The organism is Kamptonema sp. PCC 6506 (assembly GCF_000180455.1).
In the GTDB taxonomy this organism is placed as follows: domain Bacteria; phylum Cyanobacteriota; class Cyanobacteriia; order Cyanobacteriales; family Microcoleaceae; genus Kamptonema; species Kamptonema formosum.
The window spans coordinates 39,625-58,203 of record NZ_CACA01000349.1 but is presented as its reverse complement, the minus strand read 5'-3'; the positions used below and the strand labels follow the sequence as shown (position 1 = coordinate 58,203).

At 41.9% G+C, this 18,579-nt stretch carries 12 protein-coding genes; 7 read left to right on the top strand and 5 right to left on the bottom strand.

Annotation, left to right across the window (positions count from 1 at the left end):
• Positions 1 to 44: 44 nt before the first annotated feature.
• From OSCI_RS24455 to OSCI_RS30385, 3 genes are all read right to left on the bottom strand, one after another.
• Complete coding sequence (locus OSCI_RS24455; protein ID WP_007357876.1) at positions 45 to 2,645, bottom strand: CHAT domain-containing protein; 2,601 nt, start codon at positions 2,643 to 2,645, stop codon at positions 45 to 47.
• A 283-nt stretch (positions 2,646 to 2,928) separates the two neighbouring features.
• Positions 2,929 to 3,963: a threonine aldolase family protein gene (locus OSCI_RS24450; protein ID WP_007357875.1), complete on the bottom strand. Its 1,035-nt coding sequence runs from the start codon at positions 3,961 to 3,963 to the stop codon at positions 2,929 to 2,931.
• Between the two features lie 158 nt (positions 3,964 to 4,121).
• Positions 4,122 to 4,268 carry a hypothetical protein gene (locus tag OSCI_RS30385; protein ID WP_155523403.1) on the bottom strand — a complete coding sequence of 49 codons (147 nt, stop codon included), beginning with the start codon at positions 4,266 to 4,268 and terminating at the stop codon, positions 4,122 to 4,124.
• 107 nt (positions 4,269 to 4,375) lie between these two features.
• Between OSCI_RS30385 and OSCI_RS24445 the strand changes: the two genes are divergently transcribed.
• The 3 genes from OSCI_RS24445 (at position 4,376) to polA (ending at position 11,495) form a co-directional block, all read left to right on the top strand.
• Positions 4,376 to 6,607 carry a histidine kinase dimerization/phosphoacceptor domain -containing protein gene (locus OSCI_RS24445; RefSeq protein WP_007357874.1) on the top strand — a complete coding sequence of 744 codons (2,232 nt, stop codon included), beginning with the start codon at positions 4,376 to 4,378 and terminating at the stop codon, positions 6,605 to 6,607.
• On the top strand, positions 6,594 to 8,267 hold the full coding sequence (locus OSCI_RS24440) for a putative bifunctional diguanylate cyclase/phosphodiesterase (RefSeq protein WP_007357873.1): 1,674 nt from the start codon (positions 6,594 to 6,596) through the stop codon (positions 8,265 to 8,267). The genes OSCI_RS24445 and OSCI_RS24440 overlap by 14 nt, the downstream gene beginning before the upstream one ends.
• A 198-nt stretch (positions 8,268 to 8,465) precedes the next feature.
• Positions 8,466 to 11,495, top strand: a complete 3,030-nt coding sequence (polA, locus tag OSCI_RS24435) for a DNA polymerase I (protein ID WP_007357872.1) — start codon at positions 8,466 to 8,468, stop codon at positions 11,493 to 11,495.
• A gap of 172 nt (positions 11,496 to 11,667) precedes the next feature.
• Here polA and OSCI_RS24430 read toward each other — a convergent pair whose 3' ends face one another.
• Positions 11,668 to 12,300 (bottom strand): DUF4328 domain-containing protein, encoded by a 633-nt coding sequence (locus tag OSCI_RS24430; RefSeq protein WP_007357871.1) that lies wholly within the window; start codon positions 12,298 to 12,300, stop codon positions 11,668 to 11,670.
• Between the two features lie 258 nt (positions 12,301 to 12,558).
• Here OSCI_RS24430 and OSCI_RS24425 point away from each other — a divergent pair, with 258 nt between their 5' ends.
• Together OSCI_RS24425 and OSCI_RS24420 are read left to right on the top strand one after the other, a co-directional pair.
• The gene (locus tag OSCI_RS24425; protein WP_007357870.1) at positions 12,559 to 13,191 is read left to right on the top strand and encodes a bifunctional 4-hydroxy-2-oxoglutarate aldolase/2-dehydro-3-deoxy-phosphogluconate aldolase; all 633 of its coding nucleotides are present in this window, start codon (positions 12,559 to 12,561) and stop codon (positions 13,189 to 13,191) included.
• A 128-nt stretch (positions 13,192 to 13,319) separates the two neighbouring features.
• A complete protein-coding gene (locus OSCI_RS24420; RefSeq protein WP_007357868.1) occupies positions 13,320 to 13,835 on the top strand; it encodes a L,D-transpeptidase in 516 nt (171 codons plus the stop codon).
• Between the two features lie 106 nt (positions 13,836 to 13,941).
• Here the strand turns inward: OSCI_RS24420 and OSCI_RS24415 are convergent, their stop codons facing one another.
• Positions 13,942 to 15,531 carry an Hsp70 family protein gene (locus OSCI_RS24415; protein ID WP_007357867.1) on the bottom strand — a complete coding sequence of 530 codons (1,590 nt, stop codon included), beginning with the start codon at positions 15,529 to 15,531 and terminating at the stop codon, positions 13,942 to 13,944.
• A gap of 133 nt (positions 15,532 to 15,664) precedes the next feature.
• Here OSCI_RS24415 and OSCI_RS32535 point away from each other — a divergent pair, with 133 nt between their 5' ends.
• Complete coding sequence (locus tag OSCI_RS32535) at positions 15,665 to 15,901, top strand: DUF3157 family protein (RefSeq protein ID WP_148288890.1); 237 nt, start codon at positions 15,665 to 15,667, stop codon at positions 15,899 to 15,901.
• A gap of 411 nt (positions 15,902 to 16,312) precedes the next feature.
• A complete protein-coding gene (locus OSCI_RS24405) occupies positions 16,313 to 18,577 on the top strand; it encodes a PAS domain-containing sensor histidine kinase (protein ID WP_234708820.1) in 2,265 nt (754 codons plus the stop codon).
• Positions 18,578 to 18,579 lie beyond the last annotated feature (2 nt).

The window sequence follows — 18,579 nt, the reverse complement described above, 5'->3', positions numbered from 1 at the left end:
CCTAACAACTAACAACTAACAAATTACAAATTACAAATTACAAATTACAACCAATTACCAACTAAAACAAAAGCTGCCCAGAAATAAGGATGAGAAAATCTTTTATCCTGGAAAATCGCCTGCTGAGCACGGCGGAGAGCTTCAGCTTTTGTCACTTCTTTCTTGGCTAATTCTTCATAAAATTTAGTCATCAGTAAAGCAGTCGCTTCATCGCTCACATACCACAAAGATGCCATCGTACTCCGAGCTCCCGCCCGCACAGCTACCCCCGCTAATCCCAAAGCCGCCCGCTTATCTCCAACAGCAGTTCTGCAAGCACTCAGCACTAGCAATTCAATAGGGCGGGCCGTCCTTGTATTTCCCCTTAGCAAACTATCTAATTCCTTAGCGTTAATTCGCTCGTCCCAAGCAAGAATAAATGTATTTTCAGCTTTAGAACTGAATTCGCCGTGAGTTGCTAAGTGAACTACTGGGAAAGGAAACGAATTAATTTTTGCTTTTAAGTTGGCTTCGGTGAAAGATTCATTTAGCAGAATTGTACTGGGAACTTCTGCCGCGATCCGTTGCAATTCAGTCTCAACGCCAGGAAGTGCATCAAACCCTTGGCGAGATTCGCTTAAGCCACCAGTGAGAATTTTGAGGCTATTTCTTGCTAAAGGTTTAGCGTCTACCAGTTGTAAACCAGGAGCTATTGCAATGCTATATTTTTGAGCTAAATATTGCTTGCCATCGTAAAGAGCGGCCATCGGAATACTCCGCAGAGAACCATCTAAGACAAATACTAAAGTTTGTACGCCACTCGCTGCTAAGTCAGTTTCGATGGGACGGATTAACCAGTCATAAGCTTGTTGCGACGGTTCCAATAAGATTTTTAAGACCCCCCGGATTAAGCTTCTTGTTAGTCCTTCCCGCAGTTTTATGAGTATTTCTTCTACTCGCTCTTCAGATACAAAGGTAGTGTAGTGAAGTAGAGGTTTGTTTGGAAGTTTGACAATTACTTCTAGGCGATCCCGCAAAATAATCGGATAAAAAACTGCTGCTTTTGGATCGATTTGGTCGATTTGAACTGGTCTGATATCTAAACAGGCATCTCGAAAGAAGTTGTCAAGTTCAGCTACTTGTAATGCTTCTATTATTTGCCTCGCTTGAATTAATGCTAATTGATCTACAACTCCATGACTTTGTGAAGAATTAAGAGGCGGTTGCAACAGCAAACCTACTAGCTCTCGATAGACTGGCTCTACACTTTCTGTAAATGAAAACTGTACATCTGAGCTAATACTAACTAAATCGCTACGAAGAGACTGGAGGGTTTTTACTGCGGAGAAATAAGCAGTAATTGCGCCTTCTCGCTCTCCTTGAACTTTCATAATTCTTCCTAATTGCCACTGCCACTGGTAGGCAATATCCGCAGCATTCACCGCTTGCGCTAAAAGTAGTGCTTTTTCAGTTAATTTTCTCGCGTCAGCCCATTGTTGATTCTGTTCGTAAAGCTTGCCCAAATTTCCCAGAGCATTAGCTTCTGCTCTTCTATCTTTTAAGCTTTGAGCTAGTTTTACTGCCATTGCTAATAATTGAGCAGGCTCTTGATAATTGGCGATCTGCTGCTGTTCTTCGCCTTGCTGTTCAATCCTAATTAAGCTGTGAGCTAAATTAATTATAGCATAAACTGCTGTCCTGCTAGCAGGTAATTTGGCAAGTAAAAACTCGATTTTAGGTGATAAAATTTTGGCTTCTGACCATTGCTTTTGCTCTAATAAAAGGCTCAGTTGGTTTAGTTGCGCTTCAATTGTCTGTAAAGGTGTAGGAGATGCTTTCACTGCCCGCTGATAAAAATCTAAAGCTGCTTCCGGTTTTTGCTGTACTCTAAATGTATTACCCAAGCTAATCATAGCGGCTGTCAAGGCTTCGGGAGATTCTAATTTTTCAGCTATTGCTAAACTTTGCTGTAAAACTTCCTGAGATTGATTCAAATCTCCCACTATCCGCAACGCATCGCCTAAGCTCTGAAATCCTCTGGCTTTCAGTAGCGTATCTGGTTGGTTTTTCAGTGTTTCTTTCACAGTCTTTAGCATTTTGAGAGCTTGACTATATAGCCCTAATACCTGTAGTGATTGAGCTTGGTTAATCTGGTTCCTAGTAACTCCTGTAGCATCGCCGATTTCTTTGTATGTTTCTGCGGCTTTTTTCCAGGTTTCTAGGGCTTGTTCGGAATTGCCAGCAGATAATTCTAATTGTCCTTTTACTTCTAGTATTTGAGCGAAAATTTTTGTCCTCTCAGCGGTATTTTCTATTTGATTTAGTTGGTTGAAACTGTCTGTAATTGCAGCCGTTGCTTTAGTTCTTTCTCCAGCATGATGATAGACGAGTGCCAGATTTCTTAAAGCCCTTGCCTGACCTAATTGATTGCCTTGGGCGGTATAATCGGTAACTAAGCGCTGTAATACCGCGATCGCATCTGCAAACTGTCCCGTTTCATAAAGTTGCTGTGCCTGTTTTTCTAAGGCCGCCACTCTATTTAAAGCTGGCGTTTGCCTTACCTCTGCTTTAGCAAATGTTTCAGGAGTAATTGCCAAGGCTTTTGGGGTTTGGGAACCGCAAACTAAAGAGAAAATGCAAATAGTAAAAACAGGGATTTTTTTCATCTATAATAATTGTTAATTATTAATTGTTAATTATTTATTTCATAAACAGGTGCATAACAACCACAATTTGTCAATCGAGGACTGTATTTGGAGTTCAGATCGTTAGCAGAGGCACGAAGTAAACAGAAATGAAGTGAAGCAATCGCAGGGATAAGGAAAAAGCTTCGTACCCTCGCAACTGCGATCGAGCTTAGCTCACAATGATATTATTTATTTTATACTATAGCATTATCAGAACTTACTCAAAACTGTATGCTCCCAAAGCATAAAACAACTGCTCGAGTTATTGTGCAAAGTTTTTGACAGTTTTTATGAAAGCAATAATATCTTTTTCCTGCGTATTGAAAGCGGTGACAAGTCGGACAATATTCGCATCTTCACGATGCCAACGATAAAACTCGAATCCTTCGGATAAAAGCGCTTTAATTACTGGTTCTGGAAGTTCAATAAAAATTTCATTTGCTTCTACTGGATAGGCAAGCTTCACCCCAGAAATACCCGCGATTCCTTCTACTAATTGGGCTGCCATTTCGTTAGCTTTCGCTGCATTTCTTAACCACAACTTATCTTTAATATATGCTTCTAGCTGTACTGATAGAAACCGCATTTTTGAGAAAAGATGACCGCTGCGCTTGCGGCGATATTGGAAATCTCGCACCAATTTGTGATTAAAAAATACTACTGCTTCTGCTGCCATTGCGCCATTTTTAGTAGCTCCAAATGAAAGTACATCAACGCCAGCCCGCCAAGTAATATCGGCAGGAGAACAACCGAGACTGGCGACAGCATTTGCAAACCGCGCTCCATCCATGTGCAATTGTAAATTGTAAGCGTGAGTTACTTCAGCAATTTGGGAAATTTCATCAGGATTGTAAATAGTTCCGGCTTCTGTTGCCTGAGTAATGCTGACAGCAGCAGGTTGTACATGATGAACAAATCCTGCACCGGCTCGATCGAGTATTGCTGCTAAGTTAGCAGCATCAATTTTGGCATTATTTCCTGTTAGTGTTACTAGCTTTGCACCACCAGTATAAAATTCTGGTGCGCCGCATTCATCGACGTTGATATGAGATTCGGCATGGCAATAAATTGCTCCATAAGGAGGAGAAATAACAGAGAGAGCGAGAGCATTGGCGGCGGAGCCTGTCGCTACGGGAAAAACTGTGACGGGTGTCTCAAATAGTTCGGAAAATTTGCCTTGCAAATTCTGCGTGCATTCGTCATTTCCGTAGGGCATAGTAGCCCCGTCATTGGCGGCTGCGATCGCTGCCATTATTTCTGGAGAAACTCCCGTAACATTATCGCTGCAAAAATTCATTTTAATAATTGGTAATTGTAATTGATAATTGGTAATTCCTCTCCATTACCACTTCAACTCTAACACTATCTTGAGTTTACTTCTCCTTAAATACAAACCTTTATACATTTAATCAGAGCGTAATTTATCTTAAAAAAATAAAACACAAGCTCGAAATTTTAAACGGTTGAGTAAGTGGGATCTGTGGAAATACGAGTGAAAATACTATTAAAGCTGAATTTGCCAAGGCTGTCTCCGTTTTTATACGTAAGTACATTTACATAAATGCGACATTGACGATCGTCTGCCTTTGTTCCCAGAGGCATTTTTTTTGTCAAGAATAAGTGTCGCAGCTAACTTTAATACTTTACTTGCAAAGCTTATCTTTAAAATAGAGGCTGTACTCATAGTAAGAGTGCATCGCAAATTAACCATGCTACACCCCAACCCATCCTTTTGTCGCACCCTTGCTCCCACAGAAATATCTGGCATCGCTGCCACCTTGCAGCATAAGGTAGAGCAATTGACTGGCGAATTAAACAGTGCCCGCCAGCAACTAGAGCGCGAGAGAGAGCAACTAAAAAAGACCAATGATGCTCTCCAAGAAAGCCAAGTACACCTGCACGCAGTCATTTCCAAAGCGCCAATTGTCCTCTGGGCATTGGATGGTGAGGGCATATTCACACTTTTTGATGGCAAAGGGCTAGAAAATTCAGACCTTCAGCCCGATCAACTCGTCGGTCAGTCAATTTTTGATTTATATTGCAACCATCCAAATATTTTGGAAAGCATCGCCTTTGTACGTGCAGGCAACGAGCACAGTTGGATTGCAGAAATGGGGGATTTAGTATACGAAAGTCAAGCAACTCCGATACGGGATCGAGATGGTCAAGTTTTGGGAGTAATCGGTGTTTCTACTGACATTACGCTGCGTCATAAATCTGAAGCAGCCCTGCAAGAAGCAAAGATAGAGCTAGAGTTTAGAGTCGATGAGCGGACAGCAGCTTTAAAGGAGTCTAACGATCAGTTAGTAGTAGAAATTGTGGAACATCTACAAGCAGAGAAAGCGCTGCGATATCGAGTTGAATTTGAGCAATTGATCGCGACTCTTTCTACTCATTTTATCAACTTAAGACCAGAAGAAATTGATAGCGGTATTAACCGAGCGCTGGAAACAATCGCAACTTTTAGCGGTGTCGATCGCAGTTACGTCTTTTTGCTCGATGACAACGGCACTAAGCTCAACAATAGTCACGAATGGTGCGCTCCTAACATTGCCCCGCAAATTCGCCAACGTCAAGGCATAGCAGTGGAAGCTCTGCACTGGTGGCAAGAGCAAATCCGCCAGCGCGAAACTATTAATATTCCCAGTGTCGCCAAATTGCCGCGATCGCAGCGGACTACCAAAGCCATTATGCGATCGCAGTCCATCCAATCTCTGATCGTGATGCCAATGACTCATCGCGGCTCCCTGGTGGGATTCTTAGGCTTAGATGCCGTGCAATTAGAAAAAGCTTGGTCAGAAGATGTCATTACCTTACTGCGAATTGTCGGCGAAATGTTCGTCAACGCCCTAGAGCGCAAGCGAGTAGAAGCACAAAAGACCCAATTAATTGCCTCTATCCAAGAGTCAGAACGCAAATTTCGCAGCTTATACGAAGCCACCAACGACGCAGTAATGCTCCTTGACGAACAAGGTTTCTTTGACTGCAACCGCGCCACCCTAAAAATATTTGGCTGTACTATCAAAGAGGATTTGTGTGGGAAGCAACCCAAAGACTTTTCGACCCGATTTCAGCCAGGAGGAGAAGATTCAGAAAGTTTAGTAAAACAACACATTGCTGTAGCTATGGAGACAGGTAGCAACCGATTTGATTGGCTACACCAACGCATTGATGGTTCAGAATTTCCCGGAGAAGTCTTACTCTCTGCAATGGAAATCGACGGCAAAAAAGTGCTGCAAGCAGTAGTGCGCGATATTACCGAGCGAAAGCGAAGTGAAGAGGGAATTAAGGCATCCTTAGCAGAGAAAGAAGTCCTGCTTAAAGAAATTCACCATCGCGTTAAAAACAATCTCCAGGTTATTTCTAGTCTGCTCAGACTTCAATCGCGATACATTCAGGATCGACGTACAATTGAAATGTTAAAAGAAAGCCAAAATCGCGTTCGGTCAATGGCTCTCGTTCACGAGCAATTATATCAATCCCAAGACTTATCAAAGATTAACTTTGCTGAATACATCCATAACCTAGCAAATAATTTATTTCAGGCTTATGAAGTAAATGAAAAGGGAGTTAAATTAAGGATGAATATCGAGGTAGTTTATCTCAATATTGACACAGCAGTTCACTGTGGATTAATTATCAACGAATTGGTTTCCAATTCTCTTAAATATGGATTTATCGATCGGCAAAAAGGAGAAGTTTATATAGAATGCTCAGTCACAAATCAGCAATTTATGCTGACCGTTCGGGATAACGGCATTGGATTTCCAGCTAACTTGGATTTCCGCAATTCCTGCTCATTAGGACTGAGATTAGTGTGTTCTTTAGTTAATCAACTCAGAGGGACTATTGAACTAAATAGCAGTAAAGGAACTGCGATAGCAATTACATTTACAATGCAAAACTTACAGCAGGGGAGTGAAACTAATGTCAAGAGCTAAGATCCTCATCGTTGAAGATGAAAGCATCATCGCCGAGGACATTGCAGATAGTTTAAAAGTTCTAGGGTATAGCATTAGCGCTATAGTATTTTCTGGAGAAGAAGCCATTCAAGCAGCCGATGATATGCAGCCTGATTTGGTGTTAATGGATATTCATCTGCAAGGAAAAATGGACGGCATAACAGCAGCAGAAGAAATCAGATCGCGCTTCCAAATACCAGTTGTTTATTTAACAGCTTATGCCGATGATAACACTTTACAACGGGTCAATGCGACAAAACCATTCGGCTATGTTGTCAAACCATTTGAAGAAAAAAACTTGCATTCAGCTATCCAAATTGCTCTGCATCGGCATCAGTATGACTATTTAACAAATTTACCTAATCGCTCGTTGTTGCGAGAGCGGCTTAATCAGATATTAGAAAAACAAAAAGCTTTTCAGACTCTAATTCCGATTGTATCTCTCAGCGTGGATCGGATCAACAAAATCAACGGTACATTAGGGCATTCTATCGGTGACTCCGTACTCCGTATTATTAGTCAAAGGCTCACTAACTGCAATCCTAACTTTAATATGGTTGCCCGTTTAGAAGCTGCTGAATTTGCGATTATCATGCCGCTAATTGAAGAAAAAGAAGATACTGGCAATGTCGCTCAAACCATTTTAGATATGATCTCCGATCCCATCGTTGTTGATGGCTATGAAGTTTATGTCACTGCCAGTATCGGCATCGCTTTCTATCCCGGTGACGGCACTAAGGGAGACGAATTGTTGAAGAATGCTTATGCAGCCATGTATTATGCTCAGCAGCAGGGCGGAAATAGTTATCAGTTTTATACTTCAAAATCATCGATAGTATCTATCAACCAAATCATTCAGGAAACCAGCCTGCGGAATGCCCTTAAATGCTCAGAGTTTGAAGTTTACTATCAGCCTCAAGTCGAACTTAAGACAGGTAAGATTGTTGGTGCTGAAGCCCTATTACGCTGGAATCATCCAGAACGAGGTTTAGTTTACCCCGATGAATTTATCGCCCTTGCTGAAGAAATGGGTTTGATTATTCCACTGGGTGAATGGGTGCTGCAAACTGCTTGCAAGCAAACTAAAATTTGGCAAGAATCAGATTTTTCCCCCTTGCGGATAGCAGTCAACTTGTCAGGTCGTCAGTTCAATCAGAAAAATATTGCTGAAAGAGTAAGGCAGATATTAAAAGAAACAGGACTAGATCCTAAGTATTTAGAACTGGAAGTAACAGAAAGTCTAGTAATTCAAAATGAATCGGCTGCTACTAAGGCTATGACTGAATGGCGTACCCTTGGAATTAAAATAGCGGTTGATGATTTTGGCACGGGATATTCCTCTTTAAGCTATCCTAAACGTTTTCCATTTGATATTATTAAGATTGACCGCAGTTTTATCTGCAATATCACAAACGATCCCAAGAATGCCGCAATTACTAAAGCGATTATTCAAATGGCACACAGTTTGAATATGAAAGTGATTGCTGAGGGTGTGGAAACCCAGGCAGAACTAGATTTCCTTTATCAATATGAATGTGATGAGATGCAAGGTTATTTTTTTAGTAAAGCCCTTACCAATAAAGAATTTGAAGAATTGTTAAAAAAAGGGCAATGTTTGCCTAGTGTAGAAGATAACTAAATCCTGCCGGCCTCTACTTAATTAGAGTTTCCATACCCCCTTCATTAATTTTTAATTGCCATAGGGCGAGATATAGCAATCCTCAAGGCGAAACAAAGCTTGTCAACTCCTAAAACCATTGATTTTTCCTGTATTTTCCTTCTTCCATCTTCCTGCTGCTATAATTCGTTAGAATAGAACTATTGTCTCGCGCTATTGGTGTCTATTTCTGTGTTGGCAAATCAAATTCCTACTTTCGTCCTAGTTGACGGCCACTCCTTGGCTTTTCGCTCCTACTACGCCTTTGCCAAAAGTCGAGATGGGGGGTTGCGGACTTCCACAGGTATTCCCACGAGTGCATCTTTTGGTTTCCTCAAGTCGCTCTTAGAGGTGATGGCGGCAGAGGAACCGGAGTATATGGCTATCGCTTTTGACCTCGGTTTGCCTACGTTTCGCCACGAAGCTGACGATACCTACAAAGCAGACAGAACTGAAACTCCCGAAGATTTTATTATTGACCTCAAAAATCTTCAAGAACTATTAAGTTACTTCCATTTGTCAATAGTAACTGCTCCTGGTTATGAAGCCGATGATGTCTTAGGAACCTTAGCACAAAGAGCGAGTTTAGCAGGTTTCTGCGTTAAAATTCTTACAGGCGACCAGGATCTATTTCAGCTTGTTAATACAGACGCAAATATCAGCGTTTTACGTCTCGGTAGAGACTCTTTCGGGCGCGGTGGTACAGGAAGAGGTCAAGAATACGGCCCAGAACAAGTAATTGAAAAACTGGGAATTAGACCCGATCAAGTAGTTGATTATAAAGCTCTGTGCGGCGATGCCTCTGATAACATCCCTGGAGTGAGAGGGATTGGCGAAAAAACCGCTGTGCAGTTGTTGACAACTTACAACTCTCTCGATCGGATTTATGCTTCTTTAGATCAGGTTAAAGGAGCTGTGCGGAAAAAGCTGGAAGACGGAAAAACCGAGGCCTATCATTCCCAGCATCTTGCTAAGATTATATGTGATGTACCCTTGGAAATTGAGTTAGAAGAATGCAAGCTTGCTGGTTTTGACGAGGCAGCTTTAATACCAGTTTTAGAAAAATTAGAGTTTAAGACATTTTTAAATAAAGTCAAGCAACTTCAGAAGCGATTTGGCGGTGTAGAACAGAGTGGAGAGGAGGCTTCCAGTCGGAAAATAGAAGAGGTAGATCAGGACAATCGCACCACAATCAAGACTGAAATTAGTGAAGATAGAGTTAGTAAAGAAAATAGCGATCGCTCTTTATCAAACAATGAAGATGATGCAAGCTGGTTTTGGAACTTAGAGGATACCAGAGAGGCTCAACAGCAGGCAATTTTGCCCATTAAACCGAGGATTATTCATACTCCTGAACAGCTAACCGAATTAGTGCAACTATTGCGAACTTTCACCGATTCAGCCACACCTGTTGCGTGGGATACTGAAACTACAGCCTTAGAACCGCGAGACGCTGAATTAGTAGGAATTGGCTGTTGTTGGGGAACTGGGGAAGCAGATTTAGCTTACATTCCTACAGGACATAAAACTGGTCAAAATTTAGATAAAGCCATAGTTTTAGAAGCATTGCGTCCAATTTTAGAAGACAATAATTATCCTAAAGCCTTGCAGAATGCTAAATTTGACCGCTTAATTCTGCGTTGTCAGGGAATCAAATTAGCTGGCGTAGTATTTGACACGATGTTAGCTAGTTATGTCATCGATCCCGAAGGCAGTCACAACCTTACTGCTCTGTGTAAGGAATACTTGGAAGATCCCAAGTTAACTGCAAAAAGTTATAAAGATTTAGTCTCTAAAGAGCAAACAATTGCAGATTTAGCCATTCCGATTGTTGCTAACTACTGCGGTATGGATGTCTATACAACGTTCCAGCTAGTAAGTAAACTTCGCGAAAAACTAGAAGAACTTGATGCAGAAAAGCCGCTTACAGCGTCTTTAGAACAGTTGTTAATAAAAGTAGAACAGCCTCTAGAACCTGTTTTAGCTCAGATGGAATATAAGGGTATTCGCATTAACACAGAGTATCTCAACGAACTATCACAGGAGCTAGAAAATAAATTACAATTAATTGAGCAGACAGCCTACGAAGTCGCTGGGGAAGAATTTAGTTTGAGTTCGCCAAAACAGTTAAGCAAACTGTTGTTTGAAACTCTAAAACTAGATATCAAAAAATCCCGAAGAATTCAAAGCGGCTATTCTACTGATGCTGCTGTTTTGGAAAAGTTGCAAGACGATCACGAGGTAGTCAAAACTATTTTGGAGCATCGCACTTTATCAAAGTTAAAGTCAACTTATGTGGATGCACTCCCGCAGTTAGTGCGTCCTGATACTGGACGGGTGCATACAGATTTTAATCAGGCCGCTACGGGGACGGGGAGGCTATCTTCTTCTAATCCAAATTTGCAGAATATTCCCATCCGCACTGAATTTTCTCGACAAATTCGCAAGGCATTTTTGCCTAAAGAAGGCTGGCTGATGGTGTCTGCTGACTATTCTCAAATTGAGTTAAGAATTTTGGCTCATTTAACTCAAGAACCTGTGTTAGTTGAAGCTTACAAAACGAATCAGGACGTGCATACTGTGACTGCTAAACTCTTATTTGAAAAGGAAACAGTAACGCCGGACGAGCGCAGGTTGGGCAAAACGATTAATTTTGGCGTAATTTATGGAATGGGGGCGCAGAGATTTGCACGGTCTGTGGAAGGGGTGAGTCCGACGCAAGCTAAGCTGTTTATTGAGAGGTTTAATCAGCGGTATTCTAGGGTTTTTGAGTATTTGAATAGGGTCAAGAAGGATGCGATCGCGCAAGGTTACGTCTCAACAATTCTAGGCCGTCGCCGCTATTTCAAATTCGAGGGCGAAAGTGTCCGCAAACTGAAAGACTCTGATGTTCAAGACATTAACCTGGCTACTCTCAAAAATATAGGTCAGAATGACGCACAACTTTTACGAGCTGCTGCTAATGCTCCAATTCAGGGCTCCAGTGCTGATATTATTAAGGTGGCAATGGTGAAACTGCATGATATCTTGAAGGATCGTCAGGCGCGTTTACTATTACAAGTTCATGATGAATTAGTGTTGGAAGTACCGCCCGATGAGTGGGAAGAATTGCAGCATAAAATTAAGAATACAATGGAAAATGCTGTAGAGTTAAGTGTACCGCTAGTGGTTGATATTCATGCGGGGCAAAATTGGATGGAGACGAAGTAAATAGCTAGGGGCTAGGGGCTAGGGACTAGGGGCTAGGGGAAGAAGGGAATAGAATCAATGGTTTCAGCTATTCAAAATGTCCTAACCGTCTTGGCGGTTGCTATAGCAATTAGCAATTAGCAATTAGCCATTAGCCATTAGCAATTAGCAATTAGCCATTAGCCATTAGCCATTATGGAGAGGGTGTAATTTGCGGTTGTCTGGCTTTTTCAGCAATGGCACTTTTCATAACTTTTACCATTTGCAGTACCACGACAGATAAAAACACGCTGACTATATCACTAACTAAGAACCATAAAGGCTCTATTTCTGAATTCTGTCTTTGCATTCTTGACATTTCCCGGTTCAATATATTTGAGCCAATAGTTAAAGCGTAAAACCCTCCAATTAGCGGATCTAGCTGCTCGGCCCACTTTACCAATTCCCCTCCTTCCTGCTTAAATGTATTGCCAAATGTTGATAGTGTATTCCAAATTCCCCAAAAGCTGTATATGGGGATCAAAAATCTTGCAAGGGCTCCTCCTGGCGTGATGGGATAATCCTTGAAGAGAACCTTGAGATCGACGTGCAGACGATATAGCCATACTAGCCAAAGCACTAACGCAACCAAGCCTATAAAAAGTGCAACAAATAGCAAAATCTCTTGCAGACCTTGAAGCGCCTCAGAAATAGTCGGTGCTATTACTTTAAGCAAAGAGAAAATTAGGGAAATGATGGCTAACGATAGGTTAGCCCAAAGAAACTGCGTTAATAAGCGACTAACTCCTTGGGACTTGAGAGGAGTAGCTGCATCAAAATTATTCATTAAGCCTCCACGAAAATCTGCCGCAGGGGGGTGATACCCACAGCATACACGACTATACCAGTTTACCTTTTTTTGTAGAGAACGGTAATGCCGAGAGGCTGTTACACTGAGAGTAGCTTAAATAAGTAATTGAGTGCGGGGATAGCTTTTAAAGAGAGAAGCAAGACGCGATCGCACTCATTCATCTTTCGTAAATTTCCCGGCGATGACCAACTTCCACAATTTTGATAGTGAATATGTATATTATAATAAATTAGCATGAACGATCGATATTGGTTAAAACTACTGCAAAAACACCGCGCGATCGCGGTCATACGTTCCCCAAAAATGGAACTGGGAGCGCTGATGGCTAAAGCTATAGCAAAGGGAGGAATTCAGTTAATTGAAATTACCTGGAACAGCGATCGCGCACCTGAGCTAATTTCCCAATTGCGCTCGGAATTGCCAGAGTTTACAATTGGTACTGGTACGCTCTTAAACTTAGAGCAGCTAGAGCGAGCTGTTGAGTGTGGCGCTCAATTTCTCTTTACTCCCCACACCGATTTAGCTATGATTGAAGCCGCAGTTAATGCAGGTATACCAATAATTCCTGGTGCTTTCTCGCCTACGGAAATAGTTAGCGCCTGGCAAGCTGGCGCTAGCTGTGTTAAGGTTTTTCCCATCTCAGCAACAGGAGGTGCTAGCTACATTAAAAGTTTGCAAGGGCCACTGGGTAATATTCCCCTAATTCCTACTGGAGGTGTTACTCTGGAAAATGCTAAAATATTTATCGAAGCAGGCGCGATCGCGGTGGGTTTGGCAGGGGATTTGTTTCCTCAACAGCTAGTAGAAACTGGAGATTGGGACGCGATCGCACAGTTGGCTCGTAATCTTGTAAAGAATTTAACCTGAAGGGTAAAGATTAGGCAAGAATGCTATAACAGATAAGTTGCCTGCGATCAGGATAAAATCTTTAGCTATATTATGTAAATGGGAAACCCTGAAATTATCTAGTTTTCCAAACCTCAGAGGTGTGAAGAATGAAAAACATTATTAGCTCAATTTGGTTGCGTCGCGCTGTAACTTTGTGTGCTTGTAGTGCTTTGAGCATTTCCGCTTTGTGTGGCGCGTCAACTCCGGCAACGGCAAACGAGGCACACAACAAAATTGCTTATAGAATTATGCAGTTACAACAATCCAATCAACGATGGATTGAAATTGACTTATCCCGGCAGCGATTGGTAGCTTGGGAAGGTAATAAAGCAGTTTATGCAGTTATTGTTTCTACAGGTAAATCATCAACTCCTACCCGCGTTGGAACTTTTGCTATTCAAACTAAGTACGTAACTACCCGGATGACTGGGGATGACTATGATTTACCCAATGTTCCTTATACAATGTATTACGACGGTGGTAATGCAATTCACGGGGCTGATTGGCATAATTTGTTTGGCAATCCCGTGACTCACGGCTGCACAAATGTTGCAGTTGATCATGCTAAATGGCTATTTGAATGGGCTGATGTAGGCACGCCTGTGGTAGTACATAAATCTTAGTTGTTAGTTGTTGGTTGTTAGTTGTTAGTTGTTAGCAATTAGCAATTAGCAATTAGCAATTAGCAATTACCAATTACCAATTACCAATTACCAATTACCAATTAGTCTAACTTAGCTGTACAACAGGTTTATCTTCTAATAGGGTTTGGGTTGTTAACAAGTCTTCTACTGTCATTCGCAAAAATCGCTGGTTGTCCACTCGAAATAGGATTTTAATGCGATCGCTTCCCGGATACCCAGGCGGATTTAACTGAGCAATACTGCGTGCGCCCTCCCGATCGTTAAGTGCTTGTACAGATGTCCTCCCAGATAACTGACGAGTTACCAAGCGATCGCCATCAAAATAAACCTCTGTGCCGCCAGTTTCCGCTCCCAATTCCCCTACAATTAATTCAATACTGGGCTGACTTTCGATAGATGCGCCTAATACTAATTCTATTGGTTCGCTCATCGGATAAGCTTGGCCGGATTTAATCAAAGGATGCCAACTGTGACAATTGTCGCGGCGGTTCCAATAGCGAATACCATAGCTGTGATAGAGAAAATCTTTCACTTCTACGCCTTGACTTAGTTGCAAAGCACCGTGCGCGATCGCTTCAAATGGCTTCTGGCACCTAATTTTTGTTGAGTTAAAATACTTCTCTACCCAAGTTTGAACTGCTGGAATTTGGACTGTCCCACCAACTAATAAAACTGCATCAATGTCTGCCGTTTCTATGCCTTGACGACGCGCTTGCTGCAATACTTGATTCATGCACTCGTCCAGGTTATCAAAAAACTGATGTTCGGCAAGGATATTCTCGAAGCGATCGCGCTCTAATTCTAGTTCGTAACTATCAAAAGTTTCGTCATTGAAATAAACTTCTGTGGCCTTCGATTGCAGGGACAACTGAATTTTTAAGCGTTCTGCCAAACGAGTTGTTAAAGGAGATTTCGCCAATCCTTGCGACTGGGCAAAATAATCTACCAGCCAGTTATCAATATCAGAACCGCCTAAGTTTTGCCCAGCTTTAGCTAAAACACGGGCGGTTTTTAGCTTTTGTCCTGAAGATTCAGCGAGGAGTTTTTCGCCCCATTTAAGAATGAAGCCTAGAGGTTTTTTACCTTCAGAATTATCTAATCTAACTAAAGAAAGGTCGAGAGTGCCACCACCAAAGTCTATTACTAGCAGAATTTCCCTATCTGCCAAACCGTAACCCAAAGCGGCGGCGGTGGGTTCATCTAACATCCGCACTTGTTCTACTTGTAAAGATTGACTTACTTTACCTAGCCAGTTGCGGTAAGCTTCAAAACTATCTACCGGGACGGTAAAAACTACAGAATCTACAGGTAATGGCAATTCACGAATTGAGCCGACAATGTGGTTAAGAAACCATTGACCAACTTGTTCAAAAGTGACAATTTGACCGTCTAATTCTGGCAAAAAACCTTGGATAGGAGTGCCTATTCCGCGTTTGAAGTTACGGAAAAATCGGGGGTCTGCATTTAAGTCGAGGCCGCGATCGCGCACTTGTTGACCCAGTACCACTTTACCCTGAGCCGCGTCCTCAGCATAGAGCAAACTGGGAATTAGGGGCGGATTTGGCGCGGAGATCAGAGATAAACCTGGTAATCTCAAGGTTTCTGGCTGCTGGGAGGCTTGATTCCAGCGAGCGATTACGGTGTTGCTAGTGCCAAAGTCAATTGCGATCGCCATTCAGTCATTAAGCAGCAAGTCGTGACTAGATCATACTAGGGTATGCAGCCCCCCAAAAGCAAACCGGACTAGATCAATTATTTCGATGTAATCATCTGTCAAGGTTGCTTTTCCAGAAATTTAGTTATTATCAATCACCGCAACCTCCATCACTACCACCTCCGTCACCACCACCTCCATCACTGCAACCTCCATCACCACCACCCCCGTCACCACCACTTCCATCACTGCAACCCGAATCACCCCAACCCGAATCACCCCAACCCGAATCACCGACATCTCCGACTCTGGAATCTGCACTGCCGCCTCTACCTCTTACGATAACGGAAGGTTGAGGATGAAGGATGAGGTCAAGCATTTTTCTGAATAACTGAAGCATCCAAAAAACAGACCATAGCAAAAATAATAAAAGTATCAATGCCTCTAGATTTAATGTCTTCATGGTATCGCCTACTCCATAATCTACTGCCTCTATAAGTAGAAGGCCCAGGAAATTAGTAGAATTCAGAACGGAAAAGACTGAGCTAGCCTGCTTTTCAGTCATTGGCGTTTTAGATTTAAGTATATTCTCTTACTTAAAGGCTTACAGACTGACTCTAATATGTGAGAAAACTTATGCAAGTGACGACAATCACAGTAGAATTATAAATAATAAGTTATGGCACTTTCAATTCTCTACCTTTAAGTTAAGTTTCTTACTACTCAAGAATGAGATCAAAAATACAAAAAATGTTTAAGATAGGTTGCAATAATATAAAAATCGTTACCCTTTGGAGTTTTAATGATGAGCTTGATTACGACCATTGTAGAACAGCCTTTTGATACTACCTATCTTAATATCAAGGCTTGTTTAAATAATCTTCTAAAAAGTCTGCTAAGTAAGATTTTTGTAAGTTCTAATAGCAGTCAAGGCAAGTTTTTGTCCGACCAACAGGCTAACTCAGAAATCCCACCATCAGTCAAAGGATTGTCTGACCTCAAATCTGCTTTAGATCGAACTGCTATCTGGGTAGCACTAGATTCTAAAGGACTTATTAACGATCTCAACGATAATTTTTGTCAAATTTCCCAATATTCTAGGCAAGAACTGATTGGAAAAGATCCGCGTCTGCTTAACTCTGGCAATCATTCTCAAGCGTTCTTTAACAGCATTTGGTCAACCATTTCTAGAGGGCAAGTTTGGCAAGGAGAGATTCATAATAGAGCCAAAGATGGAAGCTATTTCTGGCTCGATGTGAGAATTGTTCCTTTTTTAGATGCTCGTGAAAAACCGTTCCAATATTTAGCTATCGCCTTTGATATAACTAACATAAAACTCGCTAATTCATCGCTACAGCAGCAGGAAGAACGATTAAGATTAGCCTTGGAAGCTGCCAACACGGGCATCTGGGATTGGAATATTCTAACTAATCAACTGCTCTGGTATCATAACACTGAACAACTATTAGGTTTAGCATCAAGTCCTTTTCAAGGAAACTGCGAAGCTTTTCTCGAATGCGTTTATCAGGAAGACCGCGAATTTGCACGCCAAACTATAAATTTAGCTGTTCAAGAAAAGAAGAATTGCAACTTTGACTTTCGCGTTATTTGGAGTAATGGCAGCATTCATTGGATGGTTTTAAAAACTCAGTTATATAGCGATAAAAAGGGTCAACCAGTACGAATGGTAGGGACAACAATGGACATTAGCAAGCGGAAAGCCGCAGAAATAGCTCTCTACCAGCAGACCGAACGAGAGCGCTTGGTGAGCGCGATCGCGCAACGCCTCCACAGGGGTTTAGAACAGCAAGTAAAAGACCGTACAGCCCAACTGCAACAGGCCCTCGACTTTGAAGCAATGCTGAAGCGAATTACTGATAAAGTACGCGATTCCCTGGATGAAAAGCAGATTTTACAAATTGCTGTTCAAGAATTAGGAATAGGGCTGGGTGTCCGCTGTTGTAATGCCTCATTATATGACCTTGATGCTGACACTTCAACCATCTGTTATGAGTGGACTAATTCGATGTTTTCCGACCGAGGTCGCGTGGCTTTGATGGCAGAGTACCCAGAAATTTACCAGTTACTTTTTCAAGCTCAATATTTACAGTTCTGCAACATTATTCCTAATCCTGTGCGCGGCAAAGTGGCAATGCTAGCCTGCCCAATTTTTGACGATCGAGGAGCGATCGGTGATTTGTGGTTAATTAATGATAGAGACTACGCTTTCCAGGAATTAGAAATACGAATGGTGCAGCAGGTAGCAAATCAATGTGCGATCGCCATCCGCCAAGCCAGACTCTACGAAGCCGCCCAAGCGCAAGTGAAATCTCTGGAAAAACTCAACTGGCTTAAAGATGACTTTTTGAGTACAGTTTCTCACGAATTGCGAGCTCCAGTTGCTAACATGAAAATGGCAATTAGGATGTTAGAAATCTGTATGAAACAGGATCAGCTATCACCTCATCACCGCCAAAAAGCAACTCAATACTTGGAAGTTTTGCAGCGGGAATGCGATCGAGAAATTACTTTAATTAATGACTTGTTAGATCTACAACGGCTAGAAGCGGGAAGGCAGTCTTTAGTGTTAGAAACTGTTCAGATTCAGCATTGGCTACCGCAACTCGTGGCAGGTTTTCAAGAACGCGCGGAAGCTCGGCAACTTATGCTAATTATTGAGCTTCCACAAACACAAATGCCTCCCTTAGTTTCTGATATTTCTAGCCTGGATCGTCTGGTCAGCGAGTTGTTAAATAATGCTTGCAAGTACACGCCTCCTGGTAAGCAAATCATTGTCACCGTTAGCGCTCAACCAGGTAAAGTTCAACTAAAAATAACCAACTTTGGGACTGAGATTCCGACTGAGGAATTTGCCAGAATTTTTGACAAATTTTACCGAATTAAAAGTGCCGATCCTTGGAAGCAGGGCGGAACTGGTTTAGGCTTAGCATTAGTTAAAAGGCTGGCAGAACATTTAGGGGGAACGATTCATGTAGAATCTGCAAATCTTCAAACAACTTTTATAGTAGAATTGCCCAATCAAGGAGTGCTCAGTAGAGTTGGATAAGC